Raw genomic sequence first — 21,205 nt, forward strand, 5'->3', positions numbered from 1 at the left:
TCAGGCGGCCTTCTTCGCCGAGGCTTCGTTCTCAATCACGCCCATGACGTCGGATTCCTTCATGATCAGAAGCTCCTCACCATCGAGCTTGATTTCTGTGCCAGACCATTTACCGAACAGGATGCGATCGCCGGCTTTGACGTCGAGCTCGACGAGCTTGCCGCTGTCATCGCGTGCGCCCGGGCCGACGGCGATGACCTCGCCTTCCTGCGGCTTTTCCTTCGCCGTGTCGGGGATGATGATGCCGCCGGCCGTCTTTTCCTCGGCTTCAATGCGGCGGACCAGGATGCGGTCATGCAGGGGACGGAACGTCATGTCGCTCACCTCGTGGACAAACAGATTTTTAGAAGCTCCTCCGCGCCGCATCCGGCTCGATCCGACGCGGGACGCACGATGTTTTGGCATCGCGCCAATCGATCTGGTTTCTGATTTTTCGAGTTTCAAGAGGGCGGCGCAATTTTTTAGCACTCGATCCATGCGAGTGCTAATCCCATGAATTTATATGGTCTTCCCGCTCCCCCCTTGACGTAACGCGGTGGGATCCCCAACTCATTTCTGCCGACGCCCATTGGGGTCGGCTTGGTCAGGGAGCGCCAAGCTTCTTGGCGCTTCCTCGTATCTATGTTGCTCTACGGAGGATGTAGCTATGAGAACAAGCCTCGACTTTACCCCCTTCTACAGGTCGAGCATCGGCTTCGATCGCATGTTCGATCTGCTGGAAAACGCCAGTCTGAACGCTGAAAACTGGCCGCCTTACAACATCGTCAAACTCGGCGAAGATGCCTACCGCATCGAAATCGCGGTCGCAGGTTTTGCCGAAGACGACCTGACAATCACCCACGAGGCGAACATGCTCGTGGTCAACGGCGCCAAGTCCAAGGATGAGGAGGTCCAGTACCTGCATCAGGGCCTTGCTGTTCGGCCGTTCGCGCGCAAATTCGAACTCGCCGATCATGTCCTTGTCGAGGGCGCAAAGCTCGAAAACGGGTTGCTTGTCATCAATCTCAGGAAGGAGATCCCTGAGGAGATGAAGTCGCGTCGGATCACCATCCAAACCGAAGCGACCAAGCCCGCTTCGAAGCAGATCGAAGGCGACAAGGCAGCCTAAACCGGCTCGCGCCGCTCGAACCTCGGCTGTTTTCGAACAGGCGAGGGCCGGGAGAGAAGCGCAAAAAAAGGAGTGAACGAAACGGAAGAAAGGATGAAGCCATGAATGTACGTGACCTGATCCCCTGGAATCGTAGCAGCAGCCAGGTTCCAAGCGCCTTTCGCGGCGATGACATGGATCCGTTCCTGTCGCTGCACCGCAATGTAAACCGGCTGTTTGACGACGTATTCCGCGGTTTTGGCCAGCCCTCGTTGTTTGGTGGTGCGACGTCCTTCAATGGCTCGTGGCCGACAGTGGAGATCGAGGAGAACGACAACGAGATCCGCGTGACAGCGGAGGTTCCCGGTATCGATCCAGATGACGTCGAGGTGCTGCTGGACGATGGTGTGCTAACGCTTCGCGGCGAGAAGAAATCGGAAACCGAGGACAAGGGCCGCCGGTTCACGGAGCGCTACTACGGGCGCTTCGAACGGCGGCTGGCTCTTGGTGGCCAGGTCGATGAGAATAAGGTCGCCGCAACGTTCAGGAACGGCCTGCTCTCGGTGACACTGCCTAAGACCGAGAAGGCGCGAGCCAACGTCAAGCGCATCAGCATCGATAAGGCCAAATAGTGCCGCCGCCCCGCCGGCCGGGTCGATTGCCCGGCCGGCTAGTCTGGTGACGACAACCGAAGTCATGACGGAACTCCGACAGGGAATATCTGGTAGCGCTGCCCGGAAGTTCGCAGAGCAGGTCAGCGACAGCCAGCATCCCGCGGCTGATAAGGACCGGTTAAAACCAAACATTGACCCGGTAGCACGCATCTTTCGCCCGTCACGTTCCGTGATGACGTCAGCGCGCGTCTCAAGGCGACCTTGGCTGCTGGTGTTCGAACGGAGAGTCCCGCCGACGATCGATTATTTCATGGGCTATACCGGAGGGAGCGACACGCTAGCTCAGCTCGAGCTGCGCTTCCCGTCTCGCGATGCTGCGATTGCCTACGCCGAACGACAGAAACTGAACTACATCGTCCTGGATGACAGAAGCCGCTAGTGTTTAGGGGGAGCGGTAAATGGCTTTGGCCGAAGCGCTGTACCGTTCTTGGCTGCGAATGTTCGGTTCCCATCATCAATCCGGAACCGTCCGCCGCTGCAGCGGTGGACGGTACTCTTGGATCCTACGAAGGCTGGAAACACAAAGAATTGGTACGTGGCCGCGCGAATACGCATCGGGGCACCAAGAGTGCCCCTTTTCTCGCCATCCTAGGCGAGCGAGTGCTGACCGCCGGCTCCGGTCTTCGGCGCAAACATTGCATCCGTGTCCGTCGACATGCCTGCATCACGGCAGAAGTCTACGAAGGCTTCGCGCGCGATAGCCACTGGCGTCATTCGGTTTAGAGCGCGACGACACGTTTGAACGGCTCGGTTGTATTTGCTGCCTCGATCCACCCAATCCCCCTCGAGGAAATCGAGCGCGTCGTTGACAGAAGCAAAGACCTGGGAAGCCCCGTCCTTCATGCGGACGGTCACGGGCGTCATCCAAACCAATTCCGGGTTGAGCATGATGTCCTCCTTTCGCATTCACGCCGGATGAAAAAGAAGCGACGAAAATATCGGCGTCGAAATGGCGGATTTCAAGTCTTTCAGAGCCGCCAGGCCCGGAAAGGAGGTCTAGTTCGCGCGCCATCACCAGACACTCCATACGTGACCGGCAGGCGGCCGCTATGGGTCGCTCCCGGCCGCTGATCAGAAACTGTCGAGCGACTGCTTTTGGAGCAAACGAGGACTTACGTGGTGCTTGCGTAAGCCTCGGTTCGCTCCAAAGCGCGCGCTTGGCTCGAATCGAGCATCAGATTTTACCTTCAGACGATTTTCCCGGGCGGAGGCGCGGCACGCCGCGCCTCGCCTCCATGCACACGGGCAGGCGGGCAATCATCGAATCCACTCGTTCCAGCGCTGCAGCATCATCGCGGCATTGGCGTTGATCCACTCCGCATCGGGAATGATGACGTAATCCCGAACGTCGTCACCCTGCGGCATCGTCTTGCGCGCCTCATCCGACATCATAGCGATTGCCTCGCTGCTCGGGGGCGTGCAGGACAGAACCTCGCATGCCTTGGCCTGGGCCTGCGGAGAGTTCAGCCAAAAAGCCATCAGCTTCAGCGCATTCTCACGGTGCGGCGCGCCCTTTAGCAGCGCTATGCGGTCGCCAACGAGAAATGAGGCGTTGTAGGACCAGGCGATCGGCAGTCCCTCATTGTGCATCGCCTTCGCCCGTGTCAACCAGATCTGCCCCAGCGAATACTCGCGATTGCGAAACCCTTGCACGCTCTGATCGCCCGTCTTCCACCACAGCGAGACGGAAGGCCTGATCTGCTCGAGCTTGGCCAGCGCGCGATCGATGTCGAGCGGAAACAGTTCATCGCGCTTGACGCCGTCGGCGAGCAGCGCGGCGGCCATCACGCGCCAGGGATCGTCAAAGTTCGGGAAGGCCCGCTCTCCCGGGAACTTCTCAGTGTCCCACATGTCGGCCCAGGTCTCGGGAACGGGCTCCCCAGCCTCCCCGATCCTGTAGGCCAGCAGCGTGGCCGTCGACTGAAGCAGCGCCCCGCCGGCCGAGCAGGCATTGGCGCTGAGATCTTCGCGACCCGCAAATTGGCGGCAGAAGTCCGTCAAATCCTCGGTGACCTCCCGGTGCGCCTTGGACGCGGCCTGGATCTCGCCGTCGAGATAAAGATCCCAACTGACGTTTCCGGTTTTCACCATCGCCGCGGCCTTGGCGCGCATTTCGGCGTTGGTCGCTGCGACCGTGACCACTTCGATTCCCGTCGCCTTGGTGAATGGATCGAACCAGGCCGCTTGTAGCGCCTTGTCATAGGCGCCGCCCGTCGACGCGATGATCACTCGTTCGGCGGCGAACGTCGGAAGCGACAAGGCCATCAATGACAGCAATCCAGCGATGGTCGCCTTCAGGACTGTTGTGGAGCGGGAAAGGAGAGAGGTCATGATAGATTCCCTTCGTTTGCAGTTCGTCTTCAATAAGAGCGGGATTTGCGGGCGTTCATGAGATGAACCGCGCCCATTAGCAGGAGGGACGTGGCGACGAGGACGGTGGAGACCGCGGCAATGACCGGCGTCAGGTTGAAGTCGATGTCTTCGAACATCTTACGGCCGAGCGATTTGCCCCCGATGTCGGAGATGAAGAACGCAACGGTCGCTTCATCGAATGAGGCGAGAAAGGCGAACACGGCCGCGGCTGCGACACCGGGCACGATGTTCGGCAGTACGACCAGGAAGAACGCCTGCAGCCTGTTCGCCCCGCAGCTCAACGCCGCCAGTTCGAGCGTCGGATCGAAGCGCTGCAGCGACGCGGTGACGGTGATGATCACGTAAGGCACTGCCAGAACGGTATGGGCGACCAGGAATCCAAAAAAACTGCCGGTGAGTTGCAGTGGCGAGAAGGCGAGGTAGAGCGCCACACCGAGGATGATGTGTGGCACGATCATCGGTCCAAGCGTGAGCGCCTGCAATGTGGATCTGAACGGAAGAGATCCTCGTACAATCGCGATAGCGGCCATAGTACCCGCGACCGTCGCTGTCGCGGTTGTCGCCATGGCGATCTTGAGACTGAACCACGTTGCCGCCATCCAGTCCGGATCATCGAAATAGGCGCTGTACCATTTGAACGTCAGGCCCTGAGGCGGGAACTCGATGTAGTGGGTTTCGCTGAGCGACATAGGCAGGACAATCAGCGTTGGCAGCAGTAGGAAGAAGAGGATACCTCCAATCCCGATACCGGCTACAACGATGGCCACAGCCGTCGAATAGGAGCGAATGGTAGGGGAGGCGAAAACATCCTTGAGCGTGGGAAATCGGGCCGTCACCCGAGCATGATCAATAGACACTGTTCAATCCCTTGCTGAGCGATAGCATTCTGCGGAACAGCAGAACAAAAAGGAGCGTAACGGCGAGGAGCACGGTCGAAAGCGCCGCCGCGAACGGCCAATCGAGCAGGACCGTTGTCTGCTGGCCGATGAGCGTCGCCATCAGCATCGAGCCGGGTCCGCCGACCAGCGCCGGTGTGATGTAGAAGCCGAGCGCCAGCACAAAGCACATGATGCTGCCGGCAAAGACGCCAGGCAGGCTGAGCGGCAGAGTTACGGCGACGAAGGCCCGGATAGGACCGGCGCCGAGATTGCGGGCGGCTCGCACGTAATCGGGGGGCAGGGCGCGCAATGCCGAATAAATCGGCAGGATCATGAAGGGCATTAGCACATGTGTCATGGCGAGGATGACAGCGCCTTCAGTGTAGATCAGCTTCAGCGGCCATTCGGTCACGCCCGTGTCGATCAGCAGCTTGTTGATGATGCCGTTGCGTTGGAGAAGGACGACCCATGCATAGGAGCGGACGAGGACGGAGGTCCACAACGGGATGAAGACGCAGGCGGCGACCGCCATCGCCAGGCCCCTGCTCAGCCGTGCCATGAGATAGGCGACCGGGAACCCCAACAGCAGGCTTGCAACTGTCACCACAAACGCAACCTCGATCGTGCTGAAGAGAACGTCGAGATGAAGCGGTTCGGCGAAAATACGCCGATAATGGCTGAGCGTTCCCCCGGAAAAGCTCAGCGCGATCAGCCGCGCCACCGGATACAGGAACCCGGCGAGCAGGGCCGCGATGAGCGGCGTGACCAACGCCAAGGAGGCGTTTGGCGAATAGAAGCGTGCGGAACTCGACCGGCGGAATGACGGCGAAGATGAGAGTGATGCGAGTGAGCGCGTCATGCTGCGCACCTCTCGGTCACCGGAAAAACGTGCCCGGCTGCTCCGTCGAGGACGATATCCACCGCGTCGTCCCTTTGGTATGGAATCACGCCGTCGGCGGGGACCTCTACCTGTAGGCTTGCTGCCGGACGATCGGCAAGGCGGACGAGAAAGATGTACGTCGAGCCGAAGAACACGGCGGCGTCGACAACGCCCGGCAGCGCGTCGGCCCCGCCATCGCCGCGCTTCGCAAGACGCATCCGTTCCGGACGGATTGCCACACGCAGAGCCGTTCCGGCATCATATTTGCGGGTGCGCTCGTTCGCGTGGGAACGGAGTTTAAGCACCGTACTCTCGGATAGGCGTACGACCGTCTGCTCAGCCGTGCAATCGAGGCAGTCGCCATGGAGGAAATTCATCCGGCCGATGAAGTCCGCGACGAACTCAGTGTTCGGCTGCCGGTAGAGTTCCGTCGGCGTGCCGAACTGCACCAGGCGACCATCGGACATGATAGCGACGCGGTCCGACATCGTCAGCGCTTCGTCCTGATCATGGGTTACGTAGACGACGGTGGCGCCAAGCCGCTCCTGAAGCCGTTTGATCTCGAACTGCATCGCCTCCCGCAATTTCTTGTCGAGCGCGCCAAGTGGTTCGTCCATCAGGAGGACGGGCGGCTCGAAGGCAAGTGCGCGCGCGACGGCGACGCGTTGCTGTTGGCCCCCCGAAAGCTGGTTGGGATAGCGCTCTGCGTAGCCGGAGAGCTGCACGAGTTCCAGCATCTCGTCGACGCGCCGCGATATCGCCGTCTTCTGCATTCGCCCGCGCATCCTGAGCGGGAATGCGATGTTCTGGTGGATCGTCAGGTGCGGAAAGAGCGCGTACTTTTGGAACACCATTCCGATGTTCCGGTGATTGGGCGCAAGGAGGGTTACGTCCCGGCCGCCGATGGCGATCCTGCCGGTGCTCGGCGCCTCGAAGCCGGCTATCATCGTCAAGGCTGTCGTCTTGCCGGAGCCGGAAGGCCCCAAGAGGGAGACAAATTCCCCGGCTGCGATCTCGAGCGACAGCTCGCGAACCGCAATGGCTTCGCCATATCGCTTTTGAAGTCCCCCAAGGGACAGAGACTGACCGATCAATTTCGCGTTTCCTTTCAGCTGCTGACGCTCTTCGGCGTCTTTCCCCTGGATACGGCCGGTTTCTGGCCGCAATGAAAGCCTCTTCCGACGCGGGGACGAGTCAGGACGATGTGCTTATTGCAGAGGCTCTGGTGTCTCACGGGCCGCTTGTCGGTCCGCGTGACGGCGTATGCGAAAGCTGCTATTAGCCGTTGATGCGACAAAAACTTTGCAGAACCTTCACACTTCATTTTTGTTGCATCAAAAATTCATAGTGTCAACTGATCGAGAGAGTGAAATGGGGGGCAATTTGAACGAAGCGCCAGAATTTGAGAGGGCTCCAGAAAGGCTGGGGGATGCCGCCTATCGAGAAATGAAGGAGCGCATCATCCGTGGCGTCTATAGGCCGAGCCACAAGTTGACGGTGCGTGCCGTTGCCCGGGATCTCGACGTCAGCACAACGCCCGCGCGCGACGCGATCAATCGGCTGACGAGCGAGGGCGCCCTCATTTACGCTGGTCCAAAGACGGTCGTCGTTCCGGTTCTCGATGCGAGCGCTCTTCGAGAAATAACGCTCACCCGCCTAGCGCTCGAGGGGCTCGCTTCGGAGCAAGCCGCCCAGAACGGCGCGCCTGCCAATGTTGAGGAACTAAAATCCTTGCAGGGGCTAATTAATTCCGCCCTCGACGAAAAGCGCTATGCCGAGGCTTTGTGGCACAACAAGGAATTTCACTTTACGATTTATCGCCTCTCGGGCCTTCCTCAGCTCGTTTCGATGATCGAAACCCTGTGGCTGAGGATCGGTCCCTCCTTGCACAATCTCTACCCAGAGTTTGCCGAGGAGAAATACGGCGTTCGCAACCACGAGATAGCCATGGAGGCTCTCGGGGAGCGCGACGCGGCGAGCCTCAGGGCGGCAATGGAGAATGATATTCGCGATGGATATCGCCGGCTGAAGCGCGCCAACCTGGAGAGGGGTGCTGGCACTTCGGCGTAAGATTTTGTTGCATGGACTTGACGGGCTGCGTTTTTGTTGCAACAAAATTGTGAAGCTCGTGCAAAGCGAGCGGTCGTTTTTCACTTCAGGAAGCCGGAACTATGCTCGTTCAAGCAACAAACAGGCTGCGGCAGGCGTCTGCCCGCAGTAGGTCCAAGCATTTATTCAACCGCGCCAAGGCCGTGTTCCCGGATGGAACCACCCGCGCCACGGTGGAGAGGGATCCGTTTCCGATCTATCTCCAGCGGGGCGAGGGGGCCTATCTCATCGATGTCGATGGGAGCCGCTACCTCGATCTGAATAACAACTTCACCACGCTCATTCATGGGCACGGCTTCGCGCCGGTCGCTGAGGCTGTCGTCGATCTACTGCACTCGGGAACCTGTTTCGCCAATCCGACGGAACATGAAATCGCGCTTGCGGAACTGCTGACGGCCCGCATTCCCGCAATGGAGCGGGTCCGCTTCGTCAACAGTGGAACGGAAGCGGTAATGTTTGCTATCAAGGCGGCGCGCGCCTTCACCGGCAGGCCCGCGATCGCGCGGATCGAAGGCGCCTATCACGGCGCCTATGATTGGGCAGAAGCCGGGCAGGGTGTTGCACCAGACAAAGATGGTTGGGAGCCGGCGCCTGTCGCGACTCCGGCCTATCGGGGCACGCCGCCGAGCGTGGCGAAAGAGGTGCACCTTCTGCGCTTCAACGACATCGACGGTCTCCAAGCACGCCTGAGCGCGGCAAGCGACAGGATCGCCTGTGTACTGATCGATCCGATGCCCAGCCGGGCAGGCCTGATGCATCCGGAACCTGATTTCGTCAAGGCGTTGTCGCAAACGGCACGCAAGCACGGAATCTTGATCATCGCCGACGAGGTGCTCAATCTTCGGCAAGGCTATGCCGGAGCCTCGGCACGCTATGGCCTGAACCCCGATCTGGTCACGGCCGGCAAAATCATCGGAGGCGGCTTTCCGATCGGCGCCATCGGCGGCCGCGAGGAGGTAATGCGTGTGTTCGGCACCGCAGACGCAAGACCGTTGCTGTCCCAAGGCGGCACCTTTTCGGCCAATCCGGTTTCGATGGCGGCCGGCCGGGCGGCGATGGCGGCAATGACGCCCCACGCCTTCGAGCGCCTGGAGGCGATGGGGAATAGACTGCGCAGCGGCTTGAGGGCCAGCATCGCAAAGCGCGATGCGTCGTTTTCGGTGACCGGCGCCACCTCGCTCTTCCGGATCCACCCGAAGCGCGTCGTGCCGCGCGAGTACCGCGATGCCTATCTGGGCGCCGAAGCGACGTCCCTCATGCGAGGAATGAGCCGCCATTTCCTGGAAAAGGGCATCCTGCTCCCCTATGGCGCCGCGGCCTGCCTCTCGACGGCCATGGTCGACAGCGACATCGACCTCATCCTCAGTGCATTCGACGAATTTCTTGAGGCCGAAACCCAATCTGGAAAGGAGCGCGCGCAATGACGACGCAGAATCCCATCGAAACCGTTGCGCAGCGTATCGCCAAGACTCTTCGCCGTCACGAGGTTGAATTCATTTTCGCCCAAAGCCTCCCATCGGCGGTGATCCTGGCGGCGGAAGCAATCGGCATTCGCCAGATTGCTTACAGGCAGGAGAACATGGGTGGCGCGATGGCGGACGGATACGCGCGGGTCTCCCACAAGGTCGGTGTCGTCGCCGCGCAAAACGGTCCGGCCGCAACCTTGCTTGTGCCGCCGCTGGCCGAGGCGCTGAAAGCCAGCGTGCCGATCGTCGCAATCGTCCAGGATGTCGAGCGCAATCAGACGGACCGGAACGCCTTCCAGGACCTCGATCAGGTCGCGCTCTTCCAGTCCTCCACCAAGTGGGTGCGGCGCGTCACTGTCGCGGAACGCATCGACGACTATATAGATGCCGCGTTCACGGCCGCAACGTCCGGCCGGGCCGGACCGGCAGCTCTGCTGCTGCCTGCCGACCTTCTTCGTGCCGAGGTGCAAGCGCCGGCAGCCGCGCGCTCAAGGAACCTAGGCCATTGGCCGCTGGACCGCGTCCGACCCTCGGATGCTGCACTGGCAGAGGTCGCCTCTCTCATCGCCGCGGCGAAAGCTCCGATCGTCATCGCCGGCGGAGGCGTTCATTGCGGCGGCGCCGCGGCGGAGCTTGCGGGCCTACAGCAGGACGCAAGCCTGCCGGTCTTCACCACGAACATGGGTAAGGGAGCGGTTGACGAATACCATCCGCTGTCGGCCGGCGTGCTCGGCTCGCTGGTTGGCCCACGCTCGCTCGGACGCCACTCGTCCGCCTTGGTCGAGGCCGCGGATCTCGTCCTTCTGGTCGGAACTCGGACCAACCAGAACGGCACCGACAATTGGCGCCAGATTCCCTGCGGCGCGACGATCGTGCACATCGATGTCGATCCGGTGGAGATTGGGCGCAATTACGAATCGGTCCGGCTCGTCGGCGATGCACGGGAAACGCTTGCGGCGCTGCGAGCGGCGCTCACCCGGATTGACCTCACGCGGAGGCATGCGGATCGCTTGCGGGTGGAGGAATCAATCGCCGCATACTGGAAACGGTTCGAGCTTGACCGGTATGAGGTGGCGACATCGCGCTCGCGCCCAATCCGTCCGGAGCGGGTGATGGCGGAGCTTCAGGACCTGCTGACCGACGACGTTACGGTCGTCGCCGACGCGAGCTACTCGTCTATGTGGGTATTGGGCCAGCTGCGGGCGCCGACGAGCGGGACGCGCTTTGTTACGCCGCGCGGCCTGGCGGGGCTTGGCTGGGGCGTGCCGCTTGCTATTGGCGCCAAAGTCGCCCGGCCGGACAAGCCGGTCGTCGCCATCGTCGGCGACGGCGGCTTCGCGCACAGCTGGGCGGAGCTCGAGACAATGGTCCGGATGAAGCTTCCTGTCACCATCGTCGTTCTCAACAATGGCGTTCTGGGTTTCCAACGCGATGCGGAGACGGTGAAGTTCGGCAGCTACACGTCGGCATGCCATTTCGCCGAGGTCGACCACGCGAAATTGGCGGAGGCCTGCGGCTGCCCGGCAGTTCGAGTCGACGATCCGAGCGAACTTGCCTATCATTTGCAGCGCGGCATGGAAGAGGGGCCGCTTCTCATCGAAGTGATGACCGATCCCGCGGCGCACCCTCCGCTCTCGCTCTTCGCCAGAATGGACGAAGCGGCATGAGGAGCCATGCCACACCAAGGGTTGCCGTCGTGACCGGCGGCACTTCGGGAATAGGGCTGGCGACGGCCCGACACCTGCTTGAACGTGGGTGCCGGGTCGCCGTCTTCGGTCAGAGACCTGTCAATGTCGAAAATGCCGCCGGGGTCTTGTCGCGGGAGTTCGGCGCCGAGCGCGTGTTCGCGCGGGTCGTCGATCTGGCCGTGACGGCGCAGATAACGGCTTTTTTTCAGGAACTGGATCAGTGTTGGGGCAAGGCCGAGATCTTGGTGTGCAACGCCGGAATCTCGCCGAAGGGGCCAGATGGCTCCGGTCCATTCCAGGAGATCACGCTCGAGGAATGGAACACCGTTCTTTCCGTCAACCTGACCGGAACAATGCTGTGCTGCCAGTCGGCGTTGCCGGGTATGGTCGAAGCCCATTTTGGCAGGATCGTTTTCGTCGGCTCCATCGCCGGGCGCGCCATGCCCAGGATTGCCGGCGCCGCGTATGTGGCTTCGAAAGCCGCACTTTCCGGCCTTGCCCGTTCGCTTGTGGCACGCCACGCCGCGCAAGGGATCACAGTGAATGTGGTGGCGCCCGGTAGGATCGCGACCGACATGGCAGGGCCGCGCGACAGCGGGGTCAACCGCGCGGCCGTTGCCCGCATTCCGGCGGGTCGCATGGGCGAGCCGAAGGAGGTCGCGGCCGCCATCGGTTTCCTGACCTCCGACGAAGCAGCATTCATCAACGGCGCGACCATCGACGTCAACGGTGGAGAGTATACGCCGCTCTGAGGTGGAGGTCATATGCATGCGGATGTGTTGATTTATACGGGCGACCCGGAGCTCTTCCTTCTCCTGGAGCATATTCTCAAGGCCGAAGGTTTCCCGGTCCGGCTGTGCGTTCATGAAAGCGAGCTGCTTGCTGCGATCCGGGCCGAAGAGCCGCTGGCTGTGCTGGCCGATTGCTCCGATTCTCGCCCGTGGGGATCGAGCCTTTGCCTCCGCATCGCGGAAGAGAGCGGTGATCGCGTCCCCGTCGCCGCGTTTACAAACGCTTCCGGAGAAGAATTCAGCCGTAATACCCCGGCGGTCGATGCAGTCATATGCAGCCCCTACGACCCCAGTCGGCTGCTCGCCTTCCTCAAGGGCATTCGAGCAAACTTGCCATATAGCCGTTCAGGCGCGGCGCCCGAGCAGATCTACAGGCACGCGGATATTGAGCTAAACGTCCCGAGTGTTCGGGTCACGCGGAACGGTCACGCCGTGTATCTCTCCGCCCTCCAGTTCAGGCTGCTTCTGCATCTCATGAGGATGCCCGGTATCGTGCACAGTCGCGACGACCTGATCGCGGCATGCTGGCCCTGCGAAGCCGAAGTAGAGCCCCGCACCGTTGATATCCATATCGGCCATCTCAGGCGTGCGCTCAACCGTTTTGGACCAGACGTAATTCGCACTGTGCGATCCGTTGGCTACGCGCTCGACGGACCCAATCAGCCATTATAAATCGAGCATGCTCGATTGTTGACCCCGGAAAGACCGGGAAGGCTCCCCGGAAACCAAGCCAGAGATCGGCCGGACGCCTTTGCCGAGGCAGCGCATGTTGACGGCGACGCCCATTAGCCCGAGCGACTTTTCATCCCTGGTCGCCCCGCGCCGCGCCGACGGCGACCTCTGGAGCATTGTCTACGTGGTGCAGTAAACCGCCATCAGGGGTGATTTTGCGGGTTTTCCATGGACGATTGCCGCCGCCATCAAGTTCGGAGCCCCCGTAAAGGGCACGGACGAGGATATCAATCATGAGCTCAACATGGTGCTTTGGGTGTTGATCGAGAATTGGCGGCAGTGAAAGCCATCAGGGCGGCTGTCGAATAGGTTGGCGGAGAAGCGCCGACTTTGCCCCTCCTTTAAAGGTACAGGTCGCGTCAAATTCAATATGATGTTGCAACAAAATACAGGCCAAACTGCAATTTTTTCTCTTCCTAAACACGAAGATACGCAGTTCCAGTAAAATTGCGGGGATTGAAAGCCAATTGTGAAGGTATTAGTTCCACATTTTGTGACATCAAAGATCGGAATGAAAGCGGCGGCGAGGACAAGTTGACTGATGAATGTTCAGCATAAGAAACCCTCGGTCCTGATTTGCTCTGATGATGCCAATTTCTATGTGATGCTCGCATATATCCTCGCACGGGAAGGGTTCCAGACGACCCTGGTCAGCGAAAGCGAGGTGGCGGACCAGGCCACGATAAGACCCGTCACGGCAATCATTTTGATTGCGGCTGAGGATTCTGGCCCGATGTTGAGAGCCTGTGCGGCGATCAAGGGCTCCGACACGACCGCGCATATCCCGACGATCGCCGTCGTTTCGTCGGGGGATTATCTGGCATTGCTCAAGGCGGGAGCGGACGAAAACTTCGTGCGCCCGATCTCGCCGGCGCGGCTGTTGGCCTATCTTGGTTCTCTTCCAAAAGACGACGCGAATGATGTCCGGCTGCTCGATGCGGATGAAGAGGCACGGACCTTCGGGCCGTTGAGTATAGACCCCGGGCGCCGTATCGTCCGATATGGAGATCAAGAAACTCGATTCGGCCCGATCGAATTCAATCTGCTGCGGTGCTTTCTCAGGGCGCCGGGTCGGGTACGCAGGCGCTCGGAACTGATAGAGGCCGCGTGGCCCTCCGATCACTACGTTCAGCCGCGCACCGTGGATGTGCATGTCGGCCGCTTGCGCCGATCGCTTGAGCGCCTCACCGGCCGCACTTTAATTCGTACGGTCCGGGCCGCGGGCTATGCCATCGAAGTGGACGAAAGATCGGGTTGACTTGGAGCGTGTTCACAATCCTCGTGTTTGTTTTGCAATGCATAACAATAAAGTTTAATGTGCGACACATCATCGCCAGATTTGCAAAACAATGCTTTGAAATAATTTGCATATACTTTGTTGATTTTGGCTGCAAATGAAATAGACCTCTCGATTGTTCATGTTCAAGGATCGGGAGATATTTCGGATGGAAGGCAAAGCGCCAGGGCAGGGAAGTATTGTGGGCAGCGGTGCTCAAAGGAACACCAGCAGCCTCATTCAGTACGCCCAAAGCCATTTCGATGCCGCGCATTTTCAGGGGCTGATGGCGATCTACGGGCGGCCGCTCAAGGGGCGCGCCGTGGCGCTTTCCCACGACCACGGGCGCAAAGTCGTTGACTTCGTGCGCTGTTCCTATCTCGGCCTGGACAACCATCCGAACATAATCGCTGGCGCGATCGAGGCGCTGAACAAATACGGCGCACTCCATTGGTCATGCGCACGAACGCGCCTTAACTTCGCCATCCTGGGTGAGTTGGAGGAAGCCCTGTCGGATTTGTTCGGCGCACGGGTAATCACCTATACTACTGTTCTGGCCGCAAACATGAGCGCTTTGCCGGTGATCGCTTCCGGACACCTTACCGATGGCGTCAAACCAGTGATTGTGTTCGACCGCTTCGCGCACGCGACGCTCTCATTTCACAAGGGAACCATTGCCGCTGAAACAAGAGTGGAGACGATCGCTCACAACGACCTTGACGCCCTTGAGACTCTGTGCCGCGCGAACGACTGCGTCGCGTACATTTGTGACGGCGTCTACTCAATGGGTGGAAGTGCCAGCATCGGGCAATTGCGCTCGCTTCAGGAGCGATACGGCCTCTTTCTCTACGTCGATGATGCCCACGGCGTTTCGATTTTCGGCGCGCGGGGGGAAGGTTTCGCCAGGTCTCAAATCGGAGGCTCCTTGGGTGAGCGGACGATCATTGCCGCATCGCTCGGAAAAGGCTTCGGCGCCTCGGGTGGGATGGTCATGCTCGGCACGGCTCGACAGGAAGAGCTGTTTCGAAGGTTCGCCGTGGCGCATGCGTTTTCGGCATCGCTGAACGTTGCAGCTATAGGCGCAGCAATGGCATCGCAGGAGCTGCATCGAACGGAAGAGCTTGCGCTCCTTCAGCAGACGCTCAAGAAGAGGATCGCCCTCTTCGACAGCATCGTTCCGACGGAGCAAAACGGTTCACCCCTGCCGATCCGGACCGTGGAAGTGGGTGACGAACTCACGGCGATCGCGGTGGCAAGGGGCTTGCTGGATTGCGGCTGTTACACGTCCGCAATTTTCTTTCCCACAGTTGCGAGGGGAAGGGCGGGACTGCGGCTGTGCCCGACAGCGGGTCATTCGCAGGACGAAATCCGTGCGTTGGGGAGCGCGCTCCAACACGTTCTTGGAGAAATTGGCGATGCCGCGGTTAGATAGCGCAAACTTATGCACTCAACGTGCTTCAATGTCAGGCGGTAGCTCCATCGAGCGGGATATGCGCGGTTACGTCTTCGAGTGCCGTGTTGTTTTGTCGAACACGACGTTGTTCCATGATCAAACGCGGCTGCGGCTTGCCGGATATTACGAGATCATGATCGACCACGGGACTGTAAAAACGTTTGTGTTCATCGATGGATACGCAACCACGGGAGCCGTGGATGGTGGCCTTCGAATGCGGGTAGGAGCGACGAACCTCGTCTCATCCCACGCTATCAGAACAGCCTTCGAGAAGTCGATTCTCGACGTCGTCCCATCTGCGCCTGAGAAAATCGCCTGGTATTCGGTCGGCCAGGGGCAGCCTGTCACGATCTGAAAGGCGCCGACTGTCTAATTCATGCTAGAAATGCGCTAAGTTTTTGAGGTTCGCGGCGACGTAGCGCGTGCATAGTGGTGCCGAAGATCAGCGCAGTTTGGCGCTTACCATCCCTCCGCCGAACTAAAGGAACGTGGTTCGCGGGAAGGCGCGCCGTGGTGAATTTGGTCGCAGTACCAGATGTGCGCCCTGCAGCTGCGCGTGCCACATATCTGGACCGAGCGCAGGAAGGCGTCCTCGACAGATTGGGATTCTTGCTTTTTCGCAAAGGTGGCCAGCGCCGGAGAGGCTAACGATGCGAGGCTTCCAAGTCCTGTCGAAATCTGAGTCGCTCAGGTTCTTTTGCCAGAGGTGAAAGCGCCAGTCGGGAAATGAGCGCTCCAGAAAGGGCCTCTTCCATTCGGTCACATGGGCGGCGAAGGTCGCCAGCCGCTTCGCAGAAGCACCACCAGCAATTCCAGGGGCATTCCTACTCACCACTCTCCACCGAGATCAAGTCGCGCCGACCTGCACACAAAGCTCTCCTTTTATGGTTCGCAACAATATCCTGCCGAATTTGCAAGCAATGCAGGCGCGTCCGCATCGCCGCGGTGCCAAGTTGTGGCAGATCGCCGGATCGCAATGAGCAGGTTGGTGCATGCAATGGGCAACCGGCAACCCATCGTATAAATCCCTGTCACCCCGGTAACAACTTCTGCATGCGCACTTTGAAAAATTAGGCCAACGTGATTTAAGGTGCGGAGCAACAAGCTGACCGAACACACTCTTCTCGGCGCGCCCGCGCCGGGACCTCAACAAAAGGCCGCCTTGGCGGCCGGAACATGCCGACCTGGAGAAATTCGCCGGTGCCTGAACCTTTGACAGTATCGAGCGGCAGGAATGTCGATCCCGCCTCCGCCTTGCGAGAGTGCCGATCCGCCTTTGTCGGCGTCGGCATTGCCAGTGCGCTCGTCAATATCCTCTATCTCACCGGCTCGTTCTTCATGCTCGAGGTCTATGACCGGGTTCTGCCCAGCCGCAGCATTCCCTCGCTGATTGCGCTCTGTCTGCTGGCCCTGCTGCTCTATGCCTTCCAGGGCGCCTTCGAGCTGATCCGCGGGCGGATGCTGGTGCGCATCGCCGGCGCGCTCGACGAGAGCCTGAGCGGCCGCATCTATCGGGCGGTCGTGAAAGCGCCGTTGAAGCTTAAGATGCAGGGGGACGGGCTGCAGGCGCTGCGCGACTTCGATCAGGTTCGCTCGTTCCTTTCGAGCGCCGGGCCGTCGGCGCTGTTCGATCTCCCCTGGCTGCCCTTCTATGTCGCCATCTGCTTCCTGTTTCATCCGGTCATCGGCTTCGTGGCCATTGGCGGCGGGCTGATCCTGACGCTTCTCACCTATCTCACCAATCGCGGTACCCAGGCGCCGGCCCGCAAGGCGTCCGAGGCGGCCGGCCTTCGCAATGCCTTTGCCCAGGCCTCGCAACGCAACTCCGAGGTCGTCCAGGCGATGGGCATGACGGGCCGGCTTGCCGAGCTCTGGGAGCGCCGCAACGCCGAATACCGGGAAGAAAACCGGCGCACCTCCGACATCGGCAATGGCTATGGGGCGCTCTCCAAGGTGTTCCGCATGGCGCTGCAGTCGGGCGTGCTGGCCGCGGGCGCAGTGCTGGTGATCGAGGGCCAGGCGTCGCCCGGCATCATCATCGCCGGCTCGATTCTCACCGCCCGGGCGCTCGCCCCGGTGGAGCTCGCCATCGGCAACTGGCGCGGGCTTGTCCAGGCGCGGCAGAGTTGGCAGCGCCTGAAGGACCTCTTGAAGGCATTGCCGGAAGCCGAGACCCCGCTGGCGCTGCCGAAGCCGCATGAGCGTCTGAGCGTCGAGGCGCTGGGGAGCGGGCCGCCGGCAGCGCAGCGGCTGATCTTCACGGATGTCAACTTTACCGTCCGTGCCGGCAGCGCGCTCGGCGTCATCGGCCCGAGCGGTTCGGGCAAGTCGTCCCTAGCGCGCGCCCTTATCGGCGTCTGGCCAGCCTATCGCGGCTCGGTGCGGCTGGATGGGGCGGCACTCGACCAATGGGACGGCGATGCGCTCGGACGGCATATCGGCTATCTGCCGCAGGACGTGGAGCTTTTTGCCGGAACCGTGGCGCAGAATATCTGCCGCTTCGCCGCGGATGCGACCTCCGAGGCGATCGTCGCGGCTGCTAAGGCGGCGCGCGTCCATGAGTTGATCCTGCGTCTTCCGAACGGCTTCGACACCGAAATCGGCGAGGGCGGCACGGCACTCTCGGCCGGCCAGCGCCAGCGCATCGCGCTCGCCCGGGCGCTCTATGGCGATCCCTTCCTGGTGGTCCTAGACGAGCCGAATTCGAACCTCGATGCGGATGGCGAGCAGGCGCTCAGCGAAGCGATCATGAATGTGCGCCAGCGCGGCGGCATCGTCGTGGTGATTGCCCACCGGCCGAGCGCGCTTGCCAGCACCGACCTCGTCCTGATGATGAACGAGGGGCGGCAGCAGGCCTTCGGCCCGAAGGAGGAAGTGCTCGGCAAGGTGTTGAGGACGCAGCAGGCGGAGCGCCCGTCGCCGCTGAAGATCGTCGCGGAAGGCCAGGAGGCAAAGCAATGAGCGCCAGCACGCAAAAGGCGTCGAACGCGCGCCGTTCGCTCGGTCGGCACATGATGGGGGTCTCGCTCCTCGCGCTTGCTCTCGTCGTCGGCGTCGGCGGCTGGGCGGCGACAACGGAGCTCTCTAGCGCGATCGTTGCCGGCGGCGTGGTCGTCGTCGACGACAATGTCAAGAAGGTCCAGCACCTGACCGGCGGGATCGTCGGCGAACTCAAGGTCAAGGAAGGCGACCGCGTCGAGGCCGGCCAGGTGCTGATCCGCCTCGATGGCACCACGGTGCGTGCGAACTTGGCGATCGTCGAAAGCACGCTGGCGCAGCTTTATGCGCGACGCGCCCGGCTGCTGGCAGAGCGGATCGGCGCCGAGTCGTTCGAGATCGACAAGGACCTCGCGAACTTCGTCTCCAGCGCGGCGGCGGCAAAACTCGTCGACGGCGAACAGAAACTCTTTGCTAGCCGCCGCACGGCGCTGCTGGGCATGAAGGGACAGCTGCAGTCGCGCAAGGCACAATTGGCCGACGAGATCGACGGCCTGACCGTGCAGCTGAAGGCGATCGAGGACGCCTTGACTCTGATCGCCGAGGAACTGACCGGCGTCGACTCGCTCTATGGCCGAGGCCTGGTGCCGATGCAACGGGTGACGACGCTCAAGCGGCAACGGGCGGAGCTCGAGGGCGACCGCGGACGGCATATCGCCTCGCGTGCCCAGGCACGCGGCAAATCCAGCGAGATCGATCTGCAGGTGCTGCAACTGGACGAGGACCGGCGCACTGAGATCTCCAAGGAGCTGACCGATGTCGAGGCGAAGATCGCCGAATATGAGGAGCGGCGTACGGCCGCGACGGACCAGTTGCGGCGGCTCGACATCACCGCGCCGCTGCCGGGCCGCGTCTATCAGCTAGCCGTGCATACGGTGAACGGCGTCGTCAATCCCGGTGAGACGCTGATGCTCGTGGTACCGGAGGCCGACGAACTCACCGTGGAAGCGCGGGTGGCGACCCACGACATCGACCAGATCCGCGTCGGCCAGCCGGTCGAAATCCGCTTCAGCGCCTTCAATCAGCGCACCACGCCGGAGGTCGAGGCGGAGGTGGTGACCGTGGCTCCGGATATGGTCAGCGACGAGCGGACCGGCGCCACCTACTATCCGCTGCGCATTCGCCCGAAACCGGAGAGCCTCGCCAAGCTCAAGGGGCTCTCGCTCTATCCCGGCATGCCGGCCGAGGTGTTCATCAAGATCGCCGATCGCACGGTCATTTCCTATCTGGCGAAGCCGCTCACCGACCAGATGCGGCACGCTTTCCGCGAGGATTGAGACGATCGCGAGAAACGGGCTGGCGTGCCCGAGCATTGCCCGGGCGCCGGCTCGTCCCGCATGCGAGGGTGGCGCCGGGGCGCGGGTCCGCGCGGAATCCAGCGATTTTTGCTGGTTAAGTGTTCGCGGGGCATTTTCGTGATTGGACTTCGCGGCCGGTTGGAGTCACGTTTATTAGGCGTATGAGGTGGAATGGGGGACCAACTAAGTCTGATTAGGAGGTCACAATGAAGCACCATGCAATCGAAGACCTGCAAAGCGTCGCCGAGGTCAAACAGGACCTTCCGCGCCGGGCTCTGTCGCGCAGCGAACGTCTGGAGCGCTGGGCGGAACTCCTGGAACGCAGCCCGCACAGACGGCTTTCGACGTTGCACGAGACCGAGTATCAGCCGGCGCATGTGCGCGCGACGATGCGCGGCGACGGCACGCCGATCTCCGTTGCATTCGAGGACCCGGTCCTTCGGACCGCCGGCCTGGACAACGACAGCTACGGCGAGGCGAAGCGGTTCTTCGAACTGAGTGACGAGCAATTGCACAAGGTCATCTGCTATTGCCATTTCGGCGCCACGGTCAGTGCGTCGACGGCGGCACGTCACATCCGCGCGATGCTTGTCGAAAATCAGCCAGGCCTGTTTGCCCGCTTGCGCCAAATATTCTTCGGCTGAAGCAGGCGACGTTTGCGACCACGGGTTCAAATGACGGCCGACGACGCCGGCCGAAGAGGGTGTGTTGCGGATTGTCCGCTGCAATGACGATGACGTGGCCTGGTGAACGTCTCTAAGGTACTGGCGACCCAAAGCGGGGGAGGCACTTCGCCGCTACGGCGCCTCTTGCTGAAGCAAGGACGCGGGAGCGGCGAAGTGTGCGCGGCGGTCGTGTGCGGCCCTACGCAACCCCGGTGAACTCATGAAGGCGCGCATATCTGTTCTGACGCTTGGCGTTGCCGACCTTGAACGGTCGCTCGCCTTTTATCGTGACGGTCTGAAGCTGCCCACGCAAGGGATCGTCGGCCGCGAGTTCGAGCATGGCGCGGTCGCGTTCTTTGATCTCGCGAGCGGTTTCAAACTGGCCCTGTGGGCGCAGGAAGATCTCGCCCATGACAGCGGCCTGAAAAAAGCATCCGGTAGCAGCACCTCATTCTCGATCGGCCACAACGTCTCGGATCGCCGGGAAGTGGACGAGTTGATGGAGCAGGCGCGCGTTGCCGGGGCGAGCATCGTGAAACCCGCTCAGGAAACATTCTATGGCGGATATGCCGGTTACTTCACTGATCCGGATGGTCATCTATGGGAGGTGGTGTGGAATCCGGCCAATCTGCCGCAGGACGATTGAACCTTATTATAGTATTCTGGAACCCGCCAAAAAATTCCCAGCCAAAAGCTTTCATCCATTGCCCATCAACAGCCTCCCCCGGCCATAGAAACTTTGTCTGCCCCCATCAATAGAGCCGTCGTGTAACTATTCTGATCGCTTCGTTCGGTTGCCGGGCCGGCCCGTCACCGATCCGGTTTGTCACCGATCCGG

The 21,205-nt window shown here is 61.1% G+C and carries 21 protein-coding genes; 15 read left to right on the forward strand and 6 right to left on the reverse strand.

Translation table 11 applies throughout. The features are described 5' to 3' along the window. Entirely contained in the window at positions 1-315 is a 315-nt protein-coding gene (groES, locus tag ATC00_RS24180; protein WP_064254691.1) for a co-chaperone GroES, read from the reverse strand. Between the two features lie 331 nt (positions 316-646). On the opposite strand from groES, the gene ATC00_RS24185 reads away from it, so the two are divergent. From ATC00_RS24185 to ATC00_RS24195, 3 genes are all read left to right on the forward strand, one after another. Next, positions 647-1,108 (forward strand): Hsp20 family protein, encoded by a 462-nt coding sequence (locus tag ATC00_RS24185; RefSeq protein ID WP_064254692.1) that lies wholly within the window; start codon positions 647-649, stop codon positions 1,106-1,108. 101 nt (positions 1,109-1,209) lie between these two features. Continuing rightward, positions 1,210-1,719 carry an Hsp20/alpha crystallin family protein gene (locus ATC00_RS24190; RefSeq protein WP_064254693.1) on the forward strand — a complete coding sequence of 170 codons (510 nt, stop codon included), beginning with the start codon at positions 1,210-1,212 and terminating at the stop codon, positions 1,717-1,719. Between the two features lie 46 nt (positions 1,720-1,765). After that, on the forward strand, positions 1,766-2,140 hold the full coding sequence (locus ATC00_RS24195) for an NADH dehydrogenase ubiquinone Fe-S protein 4 (RefSeq protein WP_234782414.1): 375 nt from the start codon (positions 1,766-1,768) through the stop codon (positions 2,138-2,140). Positions 2,141-2,349: 209 nt separating this feature from the next. Here ATC00_RS24195 and ATC00_RS24200 read toward each other — a convergent pair whose 3' ends face one another. The 5 genes from ATC00_RS24200 to ATC00_RS24220 form a co-directional block, all read right to left on the reverse strand. Next, entirely contained in the window at positions 2,350-2,649 is a 300-nt protein-coding gene (locus tag ATC00_RS24200; RefSeq protein ID WP_234782415.1) for a DUF982 domain-containing protein, read from the reverse strand. Between the two features lie 369 nt (positions 2,650-3,018). Then, positions 3,019-4,092 carry an ABC transporter substrate-binding protein gene (locus ATC00_RS24205; protein ID WP_064254696.1) on the reverse strand — a complete coding sequence of 358 codons (1,074 nt, stop codon included), beginning with the start codon at positions 4,090-4,092 and terminating at the stop codon, positions 3,019-3,021. Between the two features lie 29 nt (positions 4,093-4,121). Beyond that, positions 4,122-4,991: an ABC transporter permease gene (locus ATC00_RS24210; protein ID WP_064254697.1), complete on the reverse strand. Its 870-nt coding sequence runs from the start codon at positions 4,989-4,991 to the stop codon at positions 4,122-4,124. Beyond that, positions 4,981-5,871: an ABC transporter permease gene (locus ATC00_RS24215; protein WP_064254698.1), complete on the reverse strand. Its 891-nt coding sequence runs from the start codon at positions 5,869-5,871 to the stop codon at positions 4,981-4,983. Before ATC00_RS24215 ends, ATC00_RS24210 begins: the two co-directional genes overlap by 11 nt. Continuing rightward, entirely contained in the window at positions 5,868-6,986 is a 1,119-nt protein-coding gene (locus ATC00_RS24220; RefSeq protein ID WP_064254699.1) for an ABC transporter ATP-binding protein, read from the reverse strand. Before ATC00_RS24220 ends, ATC00_RS24215 begins: the two co-directional genes overlap by 4 nt. Before the next feature lie 277 nt (positions 6,987-7,263). On the opposite strand from ATC00_RS24220, the gene ATC00_RS24225 reads away from it, so the two are divergent. The 12 genes from ATC00_RS24225 (at position 7,264) to ATC00_RS24280 (ending at position 21,013) form a co-directional block, all read left to right on the forward strand. Then, positions 7,264-7,962 carry a GntR family transcriptional regulator gene (locus ATC00_RS24225; protein WP_064254700.1) on the forward strand — a complete coding sequence of 233 codons (699 nt, stop codon included), beginning with the start codon at positions 7,264-7,266 and terminating at the stop codon, positions 7,960-7,962. A 101-nt stretch (positions 7,963-8,063) separates the two neighbouring features. Beyond that, a complete protein-coding gene (locus ATC00_RS24230; protein WP_064254701.1) occupies positions 8,064-9,425 on the forward strand; it encodes an aspartate aminotransferase family protein in 1,362 nt (453 codons plus the stop codon). Beyond that, positions 9,422-11,134: an acetolactate synthase catalytic subunit gene (locus tag ATC00_RS24235; RefSeq protein WP_064254702.1), complete on the forward strand. Its 1,713-nt coding sequence runs from the start codon at positions 9,422-9,424 to the stop codon at positions 11,132-11,134. Before ATC00_RS24230 ends, ATC00_RS24235 begins: the two co-directional genes overlap by 4 nt. Continuing rightward, complete coding sequence (locus tag ATC00_RS24240; protein ID WP_064254703.1) at positions 11,131-11,907, forward strand: SDR family oxidoreductase; 777 nt, start codon at positions 11,131-11,133, stop codon at positions 11,905-11,907. Before ATC00_RS24235 ends, ATC00_RS24240 begins: the two co-directional genes overlap by 4 nt. Before the next feature lie 12 nt (positions 11,908-11,919). After that, a complete protein-coding gene (locus ATC00_RS24245) occupies positions 11,920-12,618 on the forward strand; it encodes a winged helix-turn-helix transcriptional regulator (protein ID WP_064254704.1) in 699 nt (232 codons plus the stop codon). Between the two features lie 601 nt (positions 12,619-13,219). Continuing rightward, positions 13,220-13,936 (forward strand): winged helix-turn-helix transcriptional regulator, encoded by a 717-nt coding sequence (locus tag ATC00_RS24250; protein ID WP_064254705.1) that lies wholly within the window; start codon positions 13,220-13,222, stop codon positions 13,934-13,936. Positions 13,937-14,123: 187 nt separating this feature from the next. After that, the gene (locus tag ATC00_RS24255; protein ID WP_064254947.1) at positions 14,124-15,386 is read left to right on the forward strand and encodes an 8-amino-7-oxononanoate synthase family protein; all 1,263 of its coding nucleotides are present in this window, start codon (positions 14,124-14,126) and stop codon (positions 15,384-15,386) included. Positions 15,387-15,444: 58 nt separating this feature from the next. After that, entirely contained in the window at positions 15,445-15,762 is a 318-nt protein-coding gene (gene rctB / locus ATC00_RS24260) for an SMa0974 family conjugal transfer regulator (protein ID WP_064254706.1), read from the forward strand. Between the two features lie 857 nt (positions 15,763-16,619). Further along, positions 16,620-18,368 carry a type I secretion system permease/ATPase gene (locus ATC00_RS24265; RefSeq protein WP_161951943.1) on the forward strand — a complete coding sequence of 583 codons (1,749 nt, stop codon included), beginning with the start codon at positions 16,620-16,622 and terminating at the stop codon, positions 18,366-18,368. Continuing rightward, positions 18,365-19,681 (forward strand): HlyD family type I secretion periplasmic adaptor subunit, encoded by a 1,317-nt coding sequence (locus ATC00_RS24270; RefSeq protein ID WP_064254708.1) that lies wholly within the window; start codon positions 18,365-18,367, stop codon positions 19,679-19,681. The genes ATC00_RS24265 and ATC00_RS24270 overlap by 4 nt, the downstream gene beginning before the upstream one ends. A gap of 227 nt (positions 19,682-19,908) precedes the next feature. After that, entirely contained in the window at positions 19,909-20,346 is a 438-nt protein-coding gene (locus tag ATC00_RS24275; RefSeq protein WP_037380690.1) for a hypothetical protein, read from the forward strand. 241 nt (positions 20,347-20,587) lie between these two features. Then, positions 20,588-21,013, forward strand: coding sequence for a VOC family protein (locus ATC00_RS24280; protein WP_064254709.1), 426 nt, complete (start codon positions 20,588-20,590; stop codon positions 21,011-21,013). The last annotated feature ends 192 nt before the right edge of the window (positions 21,014-21,205 follow it).

The sequence above is a fragment of the Sinorhizobium americanum genome (assembly GCF_001651855.1).
GTDB lineage: Bacteria > Pseudomonadota > Alphaproteobacteria > Rhizobiales > Rhizobiaceae > Sinorhizobium > Sinorhizobium americanum.

What these genes read in the sequence shown, in the direction of transcription:
- groES (WP_064254691.1), bottom strand. Translation starts at nt 315, where the DNA reads ATGACGTTCCGTCCCCTGCATGACCGCATCCTGGTCCGCCGCATTGAA.
- ATC00_RS24185 (WP_064254692.1), top strand. Translation starts at nt 647, where the DNA reads ATGAGAACAAGCCTCGACTTTACCCCCTTCTACAGGTCGAGCATCGGC.
- ATC00_RS24190 (WP_064254693.1), top strand. Translation starts at nt 1,210, where the DNA reads ATGAATGTACGTGACCTGATCCCCTGGAATCGTAGCAGCAGCCAGGTT.
- ATC00_RS24200 (WP_234782415.1), bottom strand. Translation starts at nt 2,649, where the DNA reads ATGCTCAACCCGGAATTGGTTTGGATGACGCCCGTGACCGTCCGCATG.
- ATC00_RS24205 (WP_064254696.1), bottom strand. Translation starts at nt 4,092, where the DNA reads ATGACCTCTCTCCTTTCCCGCTCCACAACAGTCCTGAAGGCGACCATC.
- ATC00_RS24215 (WP_064254698.1), bottom strand. Translation starts at nt 5,871, where the DNA reads ATGACGCGCTCACTCGCATCACTCTCATCTTCGCCGTCATTCCGCCGG.
- ATC00_RS24225 (WP_064254700.1), top strand. Translation starts at nt 7,264, where the DNA reads ATGGGGGGCAATTTGAACGAAGCGCCAGAATTTGAGAGGGCTCCAGAA.
- ATC00_RS24230 (WP_064254701.1), top strand. Translation starts at nt 8,064, where the DNA reads ATGCTCGTTCAAGCAACAAACAGGCTGCGGCAGGCGTCTGCCCGCAGT.
- ATC00_RS24235 (WP_064254702.1), top strand. Translation starts at nt 9,422, where the DNA reads ATGACGACGCAGAATCCCATCGAAACCGTTGCGCAGCGTATCGCCAAG.
- ATC00_RS24240 (WP_064254703.1), top strand. Translation starts at nt 11,131, where the DNA reads ATGAGGAGCCATGCCACACCAAGGGTTGCCGTCGTGACCGGCGGCACT.
- ATC00_RS24245 (WP_064254704.1), top strand. Translation starts at nt 11,920, where the DNA reads ATGCATGCGGATGTGTTGATTTATACGGGCGACCCGGAGCTCTTCCTT.
- ATC00_RS24250 (WP_064254705.1), top strand. Translation starts at nt 13,220, where the DNA reads ATGAATGTTCAGCATAAGAAACCCTCGGTCCTGATTTGCTCTGATGAT.
- ATC00_RS24255 (WP_064254947.1), top strand. Translation starts at nt 14,124, where the DNA reads ATGGAAGGCAAAGCGCCAGGGCAGGGAAGTATTGTGGGCAGCGGTGCT.
- rctB (WP_064254706.1), top strand. Translation starts at nt 15,445, where the DNA reads ATGCGCGGTTACGTCTTCGAGTGCCGTGTTGTTTTGTCGAACACGACG.
- ATC00_RS24270 (WP_064254708.1), top strand. Translation starts at nt 18,365, where the DNA reads ATGAGCGCCAGCACGCAAAAGGCGTCGAACGCGCGCCGTTCGCTCGGT.
- ATC00_RS24275 (WP_037380690.1), top strand. Translation starts at nt 19,909, where the DNA reads ATGAAGCACCATGCAATCGAAGACCTGCAAAGCGTCGCCGAGGTCAAA.
- ATC00_RS24280 (WP_064254709.1), top strand. Translation starts at nt 20,588, where the DNA reads ATGAAGGCGCGCATATCTGTTCTGACGCTTGGCGTTGCCGACCTTGAA.